The 14546-nt window shown below is 69.9% G+C and carries 14 protein-coding genes; 9 read left to right on the top strand and 5 right to left on the bottom strand.

What is annotated here, in order from left to right; all coding sequences use genetic code 11:
* Positions 1-8: 8 nt before the first annotated feature.
* From ACIGXX_RS05040 to ACIGXX_RS05025, 4 genes are all read left to right on the top strand, one after another.
* Positions 9-1151 (top strand): FAD-dependent oxidoreductase, encoded by a 1143-nt coding sequence (locus tag ACIGXX_RS05040; RefSeq protein ID WP_399972882.1) that lies wholly within the window; start codon positions 9-11, stop codon positions 1149-1151.
* Between the two features lie 14 nt (positions 1152-1165).
* On the top strand, positions 1166-2173 hold the full coding sequence (locus ACIGXX_RS05035) for an amidohydrolase family protein (protein ID WP_399974289.1): 1008 nt from the start codon (positions 1166-1168) through the stop codon (positions 2171-2173).
* Positions 2174-2285: 112 nt separating this feature from the next.
* Positions 2286-3218 carry a VOC family protein gene (locus tag ACIGXX_RS05030; RefSeq protein ID WP_351158109.1) on the top strand — a complete coding sequence of 311 codons (933 nt, stop codon included), beginning with the start codon at positions 2286-2288 and terminating at the stop codon, positions 3216-3218.
* A 50-nt stretch (positions 3219-3268) separates the two neighbouring features.
* Complete coding sequence (locus ACIGXX_RS05025) at positions 3269-4246, top strand: fumarylacetoacetate hydrolase family protein (RefSeq protein ID WP_399972878.1); 978 nt, start codon at positions 3269-3271, stop codon at positions 4244-4246.
* Positions 4247-4255: 9 nt separating this feature from the next.
* On the opposite strand, the gene ACIGXX_RS05020 is transcribed toward ACIGXX_RS05025, so the two are convergent.
* Together ACIGXX_RS05020 and ACIGXX_RS05015 are read right to left on the bottom strand one after the other, a co-directional pair.
* Complete coding sequence (locus tag ACIGXX_RS05020; RefSeq protein ID WP_399972875.1) at positions 4256-5434, bottom strand: spore photoproduct lyase family protein; 1179 nt, start codon at positions 5432-5434, stop codon at positions 4256-4258.
* Positions 5435-5580: 146 nt separating this feature from the next.
* Complete coding sequence (locus tag ACIGXX_RS05015) at positions 5581-5751, bottom strand: hydrophobic protein (protein ID WP_351158101.1); 171 nt, start codon at positions 5749-5751, stop codon at positions 5581-5583.
* A gap of 235 nt (positions 5752-5986) precedes the next feature.
* Here ACIGXX_RS05015 and ACIGXX_RS05010 point away from each other — a divergent pair, with 235 nt between their 5' ends.
* Positions 5987-6160 carry a CsbD family protein gene (locus tag ACIGXX_RS05010; RefSeq protein ID WP_351158098.1) on the top strand — a complete coding sequence of 58 codons (174 nt, stop codon included), beginning with the start codon at positions 5987-5989 and terminating at the stop codon, positions 6158-6160.
* 74 nt (positions 6161-6234) lie between these two features.
* Here ACIGXX_RS05010 and ACIGXX_RS05005 read toward each other — a convergent pair whose 3' ends face one another.
* From ACIGXX_RS05005 to ACIGXX_RS04995, 3 genes are all read right to left on the bottom strand, one after another.
* Positions 6235-7620 carry a class I SAM-dependent RNA methyltransferase gene (locus ACIGXX_RS05005; protein ID WP_351158095.1) on the bottom strand — a complete coding sequence of 462 codons (1386 nt, stop codon included), beginning with the start codon at positions 7618-7620 and terminating at the stop codon, positions 6235-6237.
* 113 nt (positions 7621-7733) lie between these two features.
* The gene (locus tag ACIGXX_RS05000) at positions 7734-9788 is read right to left on the bottom strand and encodes an APC family permease (protein WP_399972870.1); all 2055 of its coding nucleotides are present in this window, start codon (positions 9786-9788) and stop codon (positions 7734-7736) included.
* Between the two features lie 61 nt (positions 9789-9849).
* Positions 9850-12135, bottom strand: coding sequence for an MMPL family transporter (locus ACIGXX_RS04995; protein ID WP_399972867.1), 2286 nt, complete (start codon positions 12133-12135; stop codon positions 9850-9852).
* 205 nt (positions 12136-12340) lie between these two features.
* On the opposite strand from ACIGXX_RS04995, the gene ACIGXX_RS04990 reads away from it, so the two are divergent.
* The 4 genes from ACIGXX_RS04990 to ACIGXX_RS04975 all read left to right on the top strand — a co-directional run bounded on the left by ACIGXX_RS04990 (position 12341) and on the right by ACIGXX_RS04975 (position 14394).
* On the top strand, positions 12341-12670 hold the full coding sequence (locus ACIGXX_RS04990) for a winged helix-turn-helix domain-containing protein (RefSeq protein ID WP_351158086.1): 330 nt from the start codon (positions 12341-12343) through the stop codon (positions 12668-12670).
* The gene (locus ACIGXX_RS04985) at positions 12670-12909 is read left to right on the top strand and encodes a hypothetical protein (RefSeq protein ID WP_351158084.1); all 240 of its coding nucleotides are present in this window, start codon (positions 12670-12672) and stop codon (positions 12907-12909) included. The genes ACIGXX_RS04990 and ACIGXX_RS04985 overlap by 1 nt, the downstream gene beginning before the upstream one ends.
* A gap of 139 nt (positions 12910-13048) precedes the next feature.
* Complete coding sequence (locus tag ACIGXX_RS04980) at positions 13049-13717, top strand: TrkA family potassium uptake protein (protein WP_351158081.1); 669 nt, start codon at positions 13049-13051, stop codon at positions 13715-13717.
* The gene (locus ACIGXX_RS04975) at positions 13717-14394 is read left to right on the top strand and encodes a TrkA family potassium uptake protein (RefSeq protein WP_160507675.1); all 678 of its coding nucleotides are present in this window, start codon (positions 13717-13719) and stop codon (positions 14392-14394) included. The genes ACIGXX_RS04980 and ACIGXX_RS04975 overlap by 1 nt, the downstream gene beginning before the upstream one ends.
* The last annotated feature ends 152 nt before the right edge of the window (positions 14395-14546 follow it).

Here is a 14546-nt window from a genome sequence, read left to right as displayed (position 1 = left end):
TTCGCTTCATGAGCGTACGACGCACGGTCCTCGTCATCGGCGGCGGCGCGGCGGGCAACGCCGCCACGATCCTGCTGCGCCGGGCCGGCATGGACGTGGACCTGATCGAGGCCAAGGACGACTGGAACGCCACCGCGGGCTCCGGTATCACCCTCCAGGGCAACGCACTGCGCGTCCTGCGCGAACTCGGCGTGTGGGAGCGGGTGCGGGAGTCCGGCCACGGCTTCGGGTCGGTCGGCATCACGGCGCCGGACGGCACCGTCCTGCACGTCGCCGAGGACGTCCGCACGGGTGGCGACGACCTGCCCGCGACCGTCGGCATCCAGCGCCCGAGGCTCCAGCGCATCCTCATCGAAGCCGTCCGCGCATCCGGCGCCACCGTGCGCCTGGGGACGCGCGCCACCTCCCTGGAGCAGGACGCTTCCGGTGTGACGGTGCGGTTCAGCGACGGCACGACCGGGCGCTACGACCTGGTGATCGCCGCCGACGGCATCGGCTCCACCACCCGCGCCGCGATCGGCATCACCGCCGAACCGGAACCCACCGGCATGGCCATCTGGCGCGTCGAGGCCCCGCGCCCCGAAGGCGTCGTCCGCGCCGACCTGGCCTACGGCGGCCCGTCCTACATAGCCGGGTACTGTCCGACCGGCGACTCGACGCTCTACGCGTTCGTCGTCGAGGCCAAGCGGGACCGCGGCTCGATCCCTCCTCAGTCGTACGCCGACGAGATGCGAGGCATCGCCCGGCACTACGGCGGCTTCTGGCCGGGGATCACCGAGCACATCACCGACCCGGCGAAGGTCAACTACACGTGGTTCGACCGGATGCTGGTGGAGGGCTCCTGGCACCGGGGCCGGGTGGTGCTGGCCGGCGACGCCGCCCACTGCTGCCCGCCCACGCTCGCGCAGGGCGCGGCGCTCTCCCTGGAGGACGCTCTCGTCCTCGCCGAGCTGCTCACCGGCTCCGGCTCCGGCTCCGAGGAGTGGGACGACGCGTTGTTCCTGAGGTACTACGAGCGGCGCATGCGCCGGGTGCGGCCGGTGGTGGAGGCGTCCGTCCAGATCGGGCAGTGGCAGCTGGACGGGGTGCGGGACGCCGACGTACCCGCCCTGATGGGGCGCACCATGGCTTTGCTCAAGGAGCGCCCGTGAGCCCTGTCGGTCCCATGAGCCATCCCGCCGTCCCTACCGTGGACGTGCACGCCCACGTCCTGCTGCCCGAGATCGAGGCACTCGTGGCGGGCCTGCCCGGCCACGCGGAGGCACAGGCACTGGACGCCCGCCGCAACGGCCCGGCCGCCCTGGCCGTCAGCGGCCCCATGGTGCGCGAGCGCGTCCCCCGGCTCACCGACGCCTCCGTACGTCTGGCCGCGATGGACGCCCAGGGTGTGGACGTACAGCTGGTCAGCCCGTCCCCCTCGCACTACCACTCCTGGACGGACGAGGAGACGGCCGAAAAGGTCTACCGACTGGCCAACGAGGCGACGGCGAGGCACTGTTCGACGGCTCCCGACCGCCTGAAGGGCCTCGGACTGGCGCCGCTTCACCACCCGGAACGGACGGTGGGCGCCCTCGAAAATGCGCTGGAGCAGGGCCTGTTGGGGGTGGAGATCTCCAGCCACGCGCCCGGTCGCGAGCTCTCGGACCCGGCCTACGAACCCTTCTGGTCCCGCGCCGAGGAGACGGGCGCGCTCATCTTCCTGCACCCCTTCGGCTGCACGCTCGACGACCGCCTCGACCGCTGGTATCTGTCCAACACCGTCGGCCAGCCCACCGAGAACGCCGTGGCGCTCTCCCACCTCATCTTCTCCGGCGTCCTGGACCGGCACCCGGAGCTGAGGCTGATCGCGGCGCACGGGGGCGGGTACCTGCCCACGCACATGGGCCGCTCCGACCACGCCTGGTCAACCCGCGCGGACGCGGGCGCGTCCTGCGCCCACGCGCCGAGCACCTACCTCAAGCGGCTCTACTTCGACTCGCTGGTCCACGACCCGTACGTACTGCGCGAGTTGATCCGTGCGGCGGGTGCGGACCGTGTACTCCTCGGCTCCGACTACCCCTTCGACATGGGGTCCGAGGACCCGGTGGGCGCGCTGCGCGCCGCGCGGCTTTCCGAAGCGGACCTCGCCGCCGTGCGCGGCGCAAACGCGGCCACCCTCCTCCAGCTTCAGTGAATCAAGCGAATCCAGTGAATTCAGCAAACTCGGCGAACTCAGTGAACTCAGTGAACTCAGTGAACTCAGTGAACTCAGTGAACTCAGCGAACTCAGCGAACGGACTGACATCATGCGCCTGCTCACCCACCTCAGGCACGTAGACCTGGCCGTCCCCGACTACGACAAGCAGCTGGACTTCTACTCCGGCGTCTGGGGCCTGACCAAGGTCGCCGAGGACTCCGGCATCTCCTTCCTGGCCGCAGAGGGCTCACCGGAGCAGTACGTGGTGCGCCTGCGCAAAGCGGACGAGAAGCGCCTGGACCTCGTCTCGTACGGAGCGTCTTCGCGGGCGGACGTGGACACGCTGGCCGAGGAACTCGCGGCTGCTGGAGTCCAGTTGCTCAGCGATCCGGGCAAGGTCGACACCCCAGGAGGGGGCTACGGCTTCCGGTTCTTCGACGTCGACGGGCGCACCATCGAGGTCTCCGCGGACGTCGAGGTCAGGCGGCACCGCAAGATCGAGGAGAAGGAGGCGATCCCGGTCAAGCTGTCGCACGTGGTCCTCAACTCCCCTGATCTGAACCGGACTCGGGAGTGGTACGAGCGACACCTGGGCTTCGCCCTGTCGGACACGCTCAGCTCTCCCCACATGGGCGAGGTCATGCACTTCATGCGGATCAGCAACCAGCATCACTCCATGGCCATCGCCCAGGGCCCGCACACGGCCCTGCACCACGTCTCCTTCGAGATGCGCGGCCTGGACGAGTACATGCGCGGCTCGGGCCGTGTCATGCGCGCGGGGTTCCGGAAGATCTGGGGTCCGGGCCGGCACATGGCGGGCGACAACACCTTCACGTACTTCCTGGACCCGCACGGCAACACCGTCGAGTACACGACGGAGTTGGAGGCCCTTGACGAGGACACCTGGCACCCGCACGTCTACGACTTCTCCCGCCCCGAGGTCACCGACCAGTGGGGCACGGCCAACCCGATGAACGAACTCGTCGCCAAGGAGTCGTTCAACGACCCCGACCGAGGCGTGTTCATAGCCCCGCCGGTCTGACCCGAACCGCCGGGAGAGACAAGAAGGACAGAGGAGAGAGAGCCGCCCGCATGCGTTTCGCCACGTACGAACACCAGCACCGCACCCGTGTCGCCGTGGTGGAGGAGGACGGCACGCTCCACCCCGTGCCCGGCGCCACCTCCCTGACGGAGCTGATCCGGGCGGGGAACGGCCTGCCGGACCTGCTGCGCGCCGGCGCGAGTGCCCTGGCCCTGGCCGAACCGGCAGGCCCCCGCGTGTCCCACGTACGGCTTCTCCCACCCCTCCAGCCCACCTCCATAAGGGACTTCGTCACGTTCGAGGAGCACGTCGAGGGTGTCCGCCGCGCGGTGGACGGCGTGAGCGGCGTGCCCGAGCAGTGGTACGCGGCGCCTACGTTCTACTTCACGAACCCCCACGCGGTGTTCGGCCCCCACGACGACATCCCGATGCCTCCGGGCTCGGCCGTCCTGGACTACGAACTCGAGATCGCGGCGGTCATCGGCAGCAAGGGCCAGGACCTCACCCCGGAGCGGGCCCGCGACCACATCATCGGCTACACCCTCTTCAACGACTGGTCGGCCCGCGATCTCCAGTCGGCCGAGATGAAGGTCGGCCTGGGGCCCTGCAAGGGCAAGGACACCGCCACGACCCTCGGCCCGTACCTGGTCACGGCTGACGAACTGGAGCCCTACCGCGACGCGGAGGGCTTCCTGCGGCTGGCCCTGACCGCCGAGGTCAACGGCCAGGTCATCGGCAAGGACCTGCTGTCCAACATGAGCTGGACCTTCGAGGAGATGACGGCGTACGCCTCACGCGGCACGGCGGTCCACCCCGGCGACGTCCTGGGTTCGGGCACGTGCGGCAACGGCGGCTGTCTCGCGGAACTCTGGGGCGTACGGGGCGAACAGTCCCCGCCGCCCCTCCGCCCCGGAGACACGGTCACCCTCACGGCGGAGGCCATCGGCACCCTCACGAACAGGGTGGTCCCGGGCCCTGCCCCGTTCCCCCTGCCCACCGGGCGCCGCCGGAGCCGGGAGCGCCCGTGACCCGCCCGCTCAGAAGGCGTACCTGACGCGCAGCCACGGCGCGTGATCGGCGATCAGTTCCTCGATGCGCACCAAGGACTGCTGCTTGATCTCCCTGGCGTAGCGGACGTTGAGGGCGCCGTTCTGGGAGCGCTTGGTCTCCTGGGCGTCCGGCTGCCACAGCACGTCCTCCGCGCGAGGGTGCCAGCCCAAGTTGACCTCGTGGAGCGACTGGTTGTGGGTCAGCATGATGATCTCGGCCGCCGCCTGCTCCTTCACGCGGGCGGGCAGGACATCGTCGAGATGGTCGAGAAGCTCGGCCCAGTCCCGCTGCCATCCCAGGCGCAGCACGACCGGCGAGAGGTTGAAGTGGACTTCGTACCCGGCGTCGAGGAAGTCGGCTGCCGCGGCGATCCGCTCGTCGACCGGGCTGGTGCGGATGTCGAGGAGGCGGGCGTCGGCGGCCGGCATGAGCGAGAAGCGGACCCGCGTGCGCCCCTGCGGGTCGAGGGCCAGCAGGTCGGGGTTGACGAACTTGGTCGCGAAGGAGGCCTTGGCCGTCGGCAGGCCGCGGAACGCGGCGACGAGATCCGCGGTGTTGTCGCAGACCAGGGCGTCGACGGAGCAGTCGCCGTTCTCGCCGATGTCGTAGACCCATGCCCGGGGGTCGCACTGGTTGGGTTCGCTCTTGGGACCCTGGGCCCGTACGTGGCGGCGGACATGAGCGACGATCGCCTCGATGTTGGTGAACAGCGTGATGGGGTTGGCGAAGCCCTTGCGGCGGGGGACGTAGCAGTAGGCGCATGCCATCGCGCACCCGTTGGAGGGGCCGGGGGCGATCCAGTCGGCCGACCTGCCGTTGGGGCGCGTGGCGAGGGTGTGCTTGACGCCGAGGACGAGCGTCTCGGTCTTGATGCGGACCCACCGGGCGATGTTGCCGTCGTTGCCGTGCAGGGAGGGAATCCGCCAGTGGCTTTCGACCTCGGTCACGCGCACACCCGGCAACCGGGCCATGATCTGCTGACCGCGCGGAGAGTCGAGGGCCGCCCCCTCTGCGTACACCTCCCGCACATCGAGCATCCGCCGTGCCCGCGGACTGTCCCGGAACGCCCCGCGCGCGGCCGGCGGCGCCGGTAAGGTGTCCGACCATCCGAAGAGCGCTTGCTGCTCGGGCTCTCCCGGGGCAGGTCCTGCCGCCGACTGATCCATGTGCTGTTCCTTTCCGCACCAAGGATCTCAGCCGCCACGCGGAAAGAGGGGTGGGCCCGGCCGTCCCAGGCCGGGCCCACCCCTCGGACGCACGCACCACTTGTCATGGCGCGGCGCCGTTCCATGTCGCCATCAGGCGAAGCTGATCACCATCGATACCAACGGCCCTTGCGGCCGCCGCCCGCAGCGGGCCGGATCACGAAGCCGAGCAGCCACACCACGAGCACGATGACGGCGATCCACCACAGTGCCTTGAGCGCGAAGCCCGCACCGAAGAGGAGCAGGGCCAGAAGAAGTACCAGAATCAGGGGAACCATTGTTATCAACCTCCAGGCCACCGTGTGCTCTTAACTCCATCTCACAAACACACAAAAGGTGTGTTTCTTTCACAGAGTGCAGGGCATGCGACCGCACCATGGAGTGCCCCGTTCCGCCCCGGCCACACACACCCGGCCGAAGAAGATCGAAGAAGCCCGGGATGTTTGCCGAGCGGCTGAGCGGCCAGGCGGACTGACAGCACATGATGTCGATGCCAAGGGAGCGTGAGCGGACATGACCGCCAACGAGAAGGCCAAGGCAAAGATCGAGCAGGCCACCGGCGCAGCCGCGAAGGCCGCCGGACGCGCTGTGGGCAACGAGAGCCTCACCGCCAAGGGCCACGCCCAGCAGATGAAGGGCGACGCACGCGAGGCCAAGGAAAAGACCAAGGACATCGGCAAGCACTAGCAACACCACCGAACATGCCGGTGGGGCGCCCCCTTTCTCAGGGGGCGCCCCACCGGCATGTGTGATGTGGCAGGTCAGTCGCCCTTCTTCACCGGCTTCGCCGGCTTGATCGGCTCCAGGATCGCCACGCACTCCACGTGATGCGTCATCGGGAACAGGTCGAACGCCCGCAGCGACCGCACCCGGTAGCCGCCCTCACGGAAGTACGCCACGTCGCGTGCCAGGGCGGCCGGGTCGCAGGCCACGTACGCGATCCTTCGGGCGCCCAGGCCCGCCAGGTGCTTCACCGTCTGCTTGCCCGCGCCCGCGCGCGGCGGGTCGAGGACGATCAGGTCGACCTCGGTGATGCCGGTGCGCGGCAGGGCGGCCTCGACCTTGCCCTGTTCGATGCGGACGCGGTCGAAGGCGGCCAGGTTGTGCCGGGCGTCCTCGACCGCTCGCTTGCCGGACTCGATGCCGAGGACCGCGCCCTGGTCGCCGACCCGGTCGGCGATCGCGCCCGCGAACAGGCCCACGCCGCAGTAGAGGTCCAGGGCCGTCTCGCCCTTGCGGGGCGTCAGGCCCTGCATGACCGCGAGCATCAGCGTCTCCGCGGCCTTCGGGTGGACCTGCCAGAAGCCGCCGTTGCCGACGCGGTAGGTGCGGTTGTCGGCGCGCTCGCGGACGAAGGGACGGCCGTGGACGCGGTGGACCCCGCCGTCCTGTTCGGCGATGCGCAGCACCGAGACCGGCTTGTCCAGCTCCACGAGCGGCAGGCGCGCGCCCGGCTTCGGCTCCAGGATCACCTGGCGGTCCTGGGAGCCCGTGGCCGCGATGGCCTCGACCGACTCCATGCCGGACCAGTCGTGCTTCTCGATGCCGAGCTCCGAGACACCGGGCGCCGCGATCATGCAGTGCTCGATGGGCTCGACCTCGTGCGAACGGTGGCGGCGCAGGCCCGCGTTGCCGTCGGGGTCCACCGCGTACTGGACGCGCGTGCGCCAGGCCGGGACCTCTCCCCCGGGCAGCTTGTCGCCCTCCGCGGGCAGCACCGTGCCGTCCCAGCCGGCCTCCTCGGGGGTGAGGCCCGCGAGGCGCTGGAGCTGCTCGGTGATGACCTCGCCCTTGAGGCGGCGCTGCGCGCCCGGCTTGGCGTGCTGCCAGTCGCAGCCGCCGCAGCGGCCGGGTCCCGCGTACGGGCAGGGGGCCTCGACGCGGTCCTTGGACGGTTCGAGTACGGTCACCGCGTCCGCGCGCAGGAAGCGGGAGTCCTCGTCGCCGTCGGTCACGCGCGCGACGACCTTCTCGCCGGGGAGCGTGTGGCGGACGAAAAGCACCCGGCCCTCGGCCGTGCGGGCGACGCAGTGGCCGCCGTGCGCGACGGGGCCGACCTCGACCTCGTACTCCTGCCCGACGAGGGAGGTCTCCTGCGAGCCCTCCTTCGAGTTCCCCGCCTGCGATTTCTTCGGTTCTGCCTGCATGGCGGGGTGACTCCACTACGTAAAAGGGGATCGGCCGAAAGAAACGGCCGGACAACAGCCCACCAGTCTACGTGGGTGTCGTCCGGCCGCTCACCAACCGCCCGGGACAAGGGCTAGCCCTTGCTGCCGTTGCTCGGCTCCTTCGGGCGCTTCTCGACCGGGCCCCGCCGCACCGCACCCGGCGCGTTCCACTCCGACCGCTTCCGGGCCCGCTTCTTCGCGGCCTCGGACGAGTCGAGCTGGTAGGGGACGGACGTCACCATCACGCCCGGCGTGAACAGCAGGCGTCCCTTGAGGCGGAGCGCGCTCTGGTTGTGCAGCAGGTGCTCGTACCAGTGACCGACCACGTACTCCGGGATGATCACGCTGACCACGTCGCGCGGGCTCTCGCGGCGCAGGTTCTTCACGTACTCGATGATCGGCCGGGTGATCTCGCGGTAGGGCGAGTCGAGGATCTTCAGCGGGACGGTGAGGCCGCGCCGCTCCCACTCGGCCTTGAGGGCCTTGGTCTCCGCCGGGTCGACGTTGATGCTCAGCGCTTCGAGGGTGTCCGAGCGCATCAGCTTGGCGTAGGCCAGGGCGCGCAGCGTCGGGCGGTGGATCTTGGAGACCAGGACGATGGAGTGCACGCGGGAAGGGCGCACGCTGTCGTCGGAGGGGGCGTCCGGGGCGGCGATCTCCTCGGCCACACGGTCGTAGTGGCGGCGGATCGCGGACATCGTCGCGTAGAAGATGCACATGCCGAGCAGGGCGACCCACGCGCCGTGCGTGAACTTCGTGACGAGTACGACGATCAGGACCATGCCCGTGAAGAAGGCGCCGAAGGTGTTGATCGCCCGCGAGCGGATCATGTGGCGGCGCTTGGCCTGGCCCTTCTCGGTGCGCAGATGGCGGTTCCAGTGCCGGACCATGCCGATCTGGCTGAGCGTGAAGGAGACGAAGACGCCGACGATGTAGAGCTGGATCAGTCGGGTCGAGTCCGCGCCGTAGATGACGACGAGGAGGGCCGCGGCGCCCGCGAGCAGCACGATGCCGTTGGAGAAGGCGAGCCGGTCGCCGCGGGTGTGCAGCTGCCGCGGCAGGTAGCGGTCCTGCGCGAGGATCGAGCCGAGCAGCGGGAAGCCGTTGTACGCCGTGTTGGCCGCGAGGAAGAGGACCAGCGCGGTGGCGGCGGCCAGGACGATGAACAGGAAGCTGCCGTTGCCGAACACGGCCTCGGCGACCTGGGAGATCACCGGGTTCTGGACGTAGTCGGAACCGACCGACGCACCGTTGTGGAACAGGTCCTTGGCCGGGTTCTCGGCCATCCTGACCTTGGTCGTCATGGCCAGCGCGATGATGCCGCAGAACATGGTGACGGCCAGGCCGCCCATCAGGGCCAGGGTGCTCGCCGCGTTCTTGCTCTTGGGCTTGCGGAAGGCCGGGACGCCGTTGCTGATCGCCTCGACGCCGGTGAGCGCGGCACAGCCTGAGGAGAAGGCCCGCAGGAGCAGGAAGACGAGCGCGAAGCCCGCGAGTCCCTGGTGCTCGGGCTTGATCTCGTAGTCCGCGGTGGGCGCCTTCATCGTCTCGTCGAGGACGATGCCCCGGAAGGCACCCCACGCGATCATGAGGAAGACGCCGACGACGAAGACGTACGTCGGGATGGCGAAGAGCTTCCCGGACTCCTTCACGCCGCGCAGGTTCATCAGCGTGAGGAGCACGATGACGGCGACGGCGCAGAGCACCTTGTGCTCGACGACGAACGGGACCGCCGAGCCGAGGTTCTCGATGCCCGAGGAGATCGACACCGCCACGGTCAGGACGTAGTCGACGAGCAGGGCGCTCGCGACGGTGAGCCCGGCCTTGGGGCCGAGGTTGGTGTTGGCGACCTCGTAGTCGCCACCACCACTCGGGTAGGCGTGCACGTTCTGCCGGTACGAAGCGACGACGGTGAACATCAGCACGACGACCGCGACAGCGATCCAGGGGCTGAAGTGGTACGCCGACACACCCGCGATCGAGAGGACGAGGAGCACTTCCCCCGGCGCATAGGCCACGGAGGACAGCGGGTCGGACGCGAACACGGGTAGAGCGATGCGCTTCGGCAGGAGGGTTTCTCCGAGCCGGTCGCTGCGCAGTGCGCGCCCGATGAGGATCCGTTTGGGCACGTCGGTCAGTTTGGACACGCAGAGGATCGTAAGCGTTCGAATGGGTGCCCGCCCACCCACCACCCCCTAACTGCTCCGGTTAGCCACGACGCGCCGCCCGGGGCTCCGCCCAATGCCCGGAAAGCGGACGGTCTTCGGCGGCCTCCGGTGATTCCGGTACCCCCATCGTCCCGTGCGCCCCGTACCGCTCGGCGGCCTGCTCCTCGGCCCTGCGGATCGCGCGGGAGGGCCACCAGGTGGCGCGCCCGAGCAGCAGCAGCGCCGCCGGCAGGATCATGATGCGGATCACGACGGCGTCGAGCAGGACGGCCACCGCGAGGACGAAGCCCATCTGCTTCATCTCCAGGATGTGCAGCATCACGAAGCTCGCGAAGACGGTGACCATGACGATCGCCGCGCTGGTGACGACCTTGGCGGAGGAGCCGATGCCCTGGATGACGGCCTGCGGGGTGGGTACCCCGTTCAGCGCGGCCTCCCGGATACGGCTGACCACGAACACCTGATAGTCCATCGAGAGCCCGAAGAGGATCACGAAGAGGAAGAGCGGCACCCGCGAGGAGATCCCGCCGAGCGAGATGAACGAGAGCAGTTCCTCGGCCCACTTGCCCTGGAAGACCAGGACGAGCAGCCCGAGCGCGGACGCGGCGGAGAGCAGGTTGAGCACGATGCCGAGCAGTCCGAGGACGACCGAGCGGAACGCGAAGACCGTCATGGCGAAGGTCATCAGGAGCAGGAAGCCGAGGACGAGCGGGAGCTTCTGGTTCTGGTGCTCCACGTAGTCGGTGCCGCGCGGCACCTCGCCGGTGACGGCGGTCTCGACGCCGGGCAGCTTGCCGACGGTGGCGGGGAGGTGGTCGTCGCGCAGGTGGTCGAGGGAGGCGACGGCCTTCTTGGAGTACGTGGCGTGCGGCGCGTTGAGCTCCAGGGTGGTGGTCCTGCGGTCCTCCGAGGAGCGCAGGAGCGGGGCCTTGGAGGGGTGGGAGAAGAGCGGGTCGGCCGCCGCCCTGCGGTCCAGGTCGCGCAGGGCCCGGGTGACCTCACCGGCCTGCTCGGCCGACGCGCGCACCACGACCTGGTGCCGGATGCGCTGCTCGGGGAAGGCGTCGAGCAGCCGGTCGTAGCCCTGCATCGCCGGGATGTCGCGCGAGAAGCTGTCCCGGGCCGGGTCCTTGAGCTCCATGTTCAGCGCGGGCAGCGCGAGGCCGAGCATGGCCAGGACGGAGATGCACAGGGTGAGCGCGGGGCGCTTGCGGGCCGGGGCGAGCAGCGCGTTCCAGGCACGTCCGGGCTTCTTCTCGCCGTACGTCTTCACCGGCTTGCCCTGCGCCAGGCGCTTGGCCGCCCTGCGCTCCGCGCGCTTGCCGAGCTTGACCAGGAGCGCGGGAAGCACGGTCACCGAGCTGATCACGGCGACGGCCACCACCAGGATGGTGCCGGTCGCGAGCGAGTCGAAGATGACGTCACCGGCGAGGTAGAGCGTGGCGGTGGAGACGATCACCGCGAGCCCGGAGACCACGATCGCGCGGCCCGCCGTCGCGGCGGCGGCCTCGACGAGCGCCTCCGAGGTGAGACGGCCGCCCGCGCGGGCCCGCTCCTCGCGTTCGCGCTTGAGGTAGAAGAGCGTGTAGTCGACGCCGACGGCCATGCCGATGAGCAGGATCATGTTCATCCCGACGCCGGTGTCGGGCAGCAGGTGCGAGGCCAGCATCGCCAGGCCCATGGTCGCCATGATCGAGGTGACGGCGAGGAGCAGCGGTACGCCGACCATCACCACCGAGCCGAACACCAGGGCGAGCGTGATGAGTGTGATGGGCAGCGTGATCGTCTCGGAGAAGGCGAGGTCCTCGCCCCGCTGGTCGTTGACGCCCTTGCTCGCGGACGCGGCGCCGGTCTCCTCGATCACCAGGTCCGGGTGGGCCTTCTCTGCCTGCTCGGTCTGGGCCTGGAGCGGGACGACGTTCTTCTTGCCGTCCTGGTCGGGGCCGTTGAGCTCCACCTGGACCCGCAGCACCCGCCCGTCGGCCGATTCCACCGGCGCCGCCACCGAGGCGACCTCGGGCAGTGACTTCATCCGGGCGGTGATGTCCTTGACGGCGGCGTCGGCGGCCGCCTTGTCGAGCGGCCCCGAACGGGCGCTGATCAGCACCTGCTCCGTGGGCCGCAGCTGGACGCCGCCCTCGGTCGCCAGGGCCTCGGCGCGGCCCGCCTCGCCGACGCGGAAGTCCTCCGAGGTCGCGCTGTTCATGCCGGCGGCGATGCCGCCCCCCAGGCAGAGCACCACGAACACCAGCCAGCCGATGACCGCGCGCCCCGGATGCAGCGCGCTCCACCGGGCCACGCGCACCGTGACCGATCGCTTTCTCATGACCATCCCCGCCCCTTCGCCGTACCCCATACCTTCATGTGTAAGTGGAGACTGACAGGTGAAGGAATGAACCGTCAACTGTTATTCGAGGCTGCGCAGAGGCTGAAGGGGGCAGATTGACAGTGGATCCCGTCATGCGTAAGTCTTGGCTGACAGGTTTCGGGACGCGCGAAGAACAGCGCCAAGACCAGCGAGAAGGCGGGCCATGGACAGCGAAGAGCTGCTCGCCTTCCTCTCCGCCGTCGGCCATGCCCAGCGGATCCGGATCATCACCGAGCTCGCCCCGGGGCAGCTGTACGTCAGCGAACTGGCGCGGCGGCTCGGTGTCTCCCGGCCCCTGCTCTACATGCACCTCGAACGTCTGGAGAAGGCCGGTCTCGTCGTCGGCCGCCTGGAGCTCTCCGACGACGGCAAGGCGCTCAAGTACTTCGAACTGGCGCCGTTCGACGTGCGATTGAACGTGGACACGATCCTCGCGGCCGTCCGGGAGGACGCGTCGGACGAGGCCGCACAGCACTCACCAGAGGGGTCTTAATGGACGACGTGATCATCCCGGTCGCCTTCTTCCTGATACTCGCCGGCGCGATCGTGGCCGTCGCCTACTTCCAGACGCAGCGCAACCGCGAGCGCGACCGGCAGTGGGCCGAGGCGATGGAGCAGTACCGCGAGGTCGTCGAGCGCGCCAGGTCCGAGCAGGAGGCGGCGCGGCTGCAGCTGGTCGAGATGGGCTACCGGCTCAAGGCCGTCGAGGGCCTGCTGCGCAGCGTGGACTGAGGAAGCGGCCGGTCCTGAGGACCGGCGGGTGCACGGGGGTGCCCTCCACCGACCGCGCGTGTGTAGCTTGGGCCTCGGTCTGAGACGCTTTTACCGTTCAGCCTGAGCAAAAAGTATTGACACAGCCGGAAGGACGGGCGTGCACATCGTCATCATGGGCTGCGGGAGAGTCGGATCCGCTCTCGCGCAAACCCTGGAACAACAGGGGCACACGGTCGCCGTGATCGACCAGGACCCCACCGCCTTCCGCCGTCTGGGCTCCGGCTTCGGCGGCCGCCGCGTCACCGGAATCGGCTTCGACCAGGACACCCTGCGCGAGGCCGGCATCGAGGAGGCGGGCGCCTTCGCCGCGGTGAGCAGCGGCGACAACTCGAACATCATCGCCGCCCGGGTGGCCCGCGAGATGTTCGGCATCGAGAACGTCGCGGCCCGCATCTACGACCCGCGCCGCGCCGAGGTCTACCAGCGCCTGGGCATCCCCACCGTCGCCACGGTCCGCTGGACCGCCGACCAGATGCTGCGCAGGCTGCTGCCCTCCGGGGCCGAGCCGCTGTGGCGCGACCCCACCGGCGGCGTACAGCTCGCCGAGGTGCACGCGTCCGCGTCCTGGATCGGCCACAAGATCAGTGAGCTCCAGGAGGAGACCGGCGTCCGCGTGGCCTTCCTCACCCGGCTGGGCGAGGCGGTCCTGCCGACCTCCCAGACGGTTCTCCAGGAGGGCGACCTGGTGCACGTGATGATGCGCACCGACGAGGTCGAGAAGGTCGAAGCGGCGTTCGCCGAAGGCCCCGAGGAAGGCGGTCAGTGATGAGGGTCGCCATTGCCGGAGCCGGCGCGGTGGGACGTTCCATCGCCGGTGAGCTCCTGGAGAACGGGCACGAGATTCTGCTCATCGACAAGGCGCCGACCGCCATCTCGGTGGAGCGCGTCCCGCAGGCCGAGTGGCTCCTCGCCGACGCCTGCGAGATCACCTCGCTCGACGAGGCGGCGCTCCAGCGCTGCAACGTGGTGATCGCCGCGACCGGCGACGACAAGGTCAACCTCGTCGTCTCGCTGCTCGCCAAGACCGAGTACGGCGTCCCGCGGGTCGTGGCCCGCGTGAACAACCCCAAGAACGAATGGCTCTTCAACGAGTCCTGGGGCGTCGACGTCGCGGTCTCCACCCCGCGCCTGATGTCCGCGCTGGTCGAGGAGGCGGTGAGCGTCGGTGATCTCGTCCGTCTGCTGCGCTTCAGCCACGGCGACGCGAACCTCGTCGAGCTGACCCTGCCGCCCGAGTCGGCCCTCGCGGGCACGCAGGTCGGCGACGTCGAGTGGCCCGAGGACACCTCACTGGTGACGATCATCCGCGGCACGCGCGTCCTCGCGCCGACCGCGGACGACTCCCTGGAGGCGGGCGACGAGCTCCTCTTCGTGGCCGCCCAGGCCCGCGAGGAGCAGCTGGAGGACCTCCTGTCGGTCCGCCGGGAGGACGCGGCCAGCTAGCCGTCGCGCCTGCTTGTACGTGGAGGGGGGGGGGGGGGGGGGGGGGGGGGGGGGGGGGGGGGCCGCCGGGGGCCCGCGCGCGGGGGGGGCGCGGGGGGGGCGGCGGGGGGCGGGGGGGGGCCGGGCGGGGCGGTGCCGGGGGGCGGAGACGG

Source organism: Streptomyces sp. NPDC055243, from assembly GCF_044544025.1.
Classification (GTDB): Bacteria; Actinomycetota; Actinomycetes; order Streptomycetales; family Streptomycetaceae; genus Streptomyces.
Note: the sequence above shows the minus strand (reverse complement) of the source record. Positions and strands in the feature narration are given on the sequence as shown.

Coding starts and splice junctions, on each gene's coding strand:
- ACIGXX_RS04995 (WP_399972867.1), bottom strand. CDS start 12,135: ATGAGAAAGCGATCGGTCACGGTGCGCGTGGCCCGGTGGAGCGCGCTG.
- ACIGXX_RS04975 (WP_160507675.1), top strand. CDS start 13,717: ATGAGGGTCGCCATTGCCGGAGCCGGCGCGGTGGGACGTTCCATCGCC.
- ACIGXX_RS05005 (WP_351158095.1), bottom strand. CDS start 7,620: ATGCAGGCAGAACCGAAGAAATCGCAGGCGGGGAACTCGAAGGAGGGC.
- ACIGXX_RS05025 (WP_399972878.1), top strand. CDS start 3,269: ATGCGTTTCGCCACGTACGAACACCAGCACCGCACCCGTGTCGCCGTG.
- ACIGXX_RS05010 (WP_351158098.1), top strand. CDS start 5,987: ATGACCGCCAACGAGAAGGCCAAGGCAAAGATCGAGCAGGCCACCGGC.
- ACIGXX_RS04985 (WP_351158084.1), top strand. CDS start 12,670: ATGGACGACGTGATCATCCCGGTCGCCTTCTTCCTGATACTCGCCGGC.
- ACIGXX_RS05030 (WP_351158109.1), top strand. CDS start 2,286: ATGCGCCTGCTCACCCACCTCAGGCACGTAGACCTGGCCGTCCCCGAC.
- ACIGXX_RS05035 (WP_399974289.1), top strand. CDS start 1,166: ATGAGCCATCCCGCCGTCCCTACCGTGGACGTGCACGCCCACGTCCTG.
- ACIGXX_RS05040 (WP_399972882.1), top strand. CDS start 9: ATGAGCGTACGACGCACGGTCCTCGTCATCGGCGGCGGCGCGGCGGGC.
- ACIGXX_RS05020 (WP_399972875.1), bottom strand. CDS start 5,434: ATGGATCAGTCGGCGGCAGGACCTGCCCCGGGAGAGCCCGAGCAGCAA.
- ACIGXX_RS04990 (WP_351158086.1), top strand. CDS start 12,341: ATGGACAGCGAAGAGCTGCTCGCCTTCCTCTCCGCCGTCGGCCATGCC.
- ACIGXX_RS05015 (WP_351158101.1), bottom strand. CDS start 5,751: ATGGTTCCCCTGATTCTGGTACTTCTTCTGGCCCTGCTCCTCTTCGGT.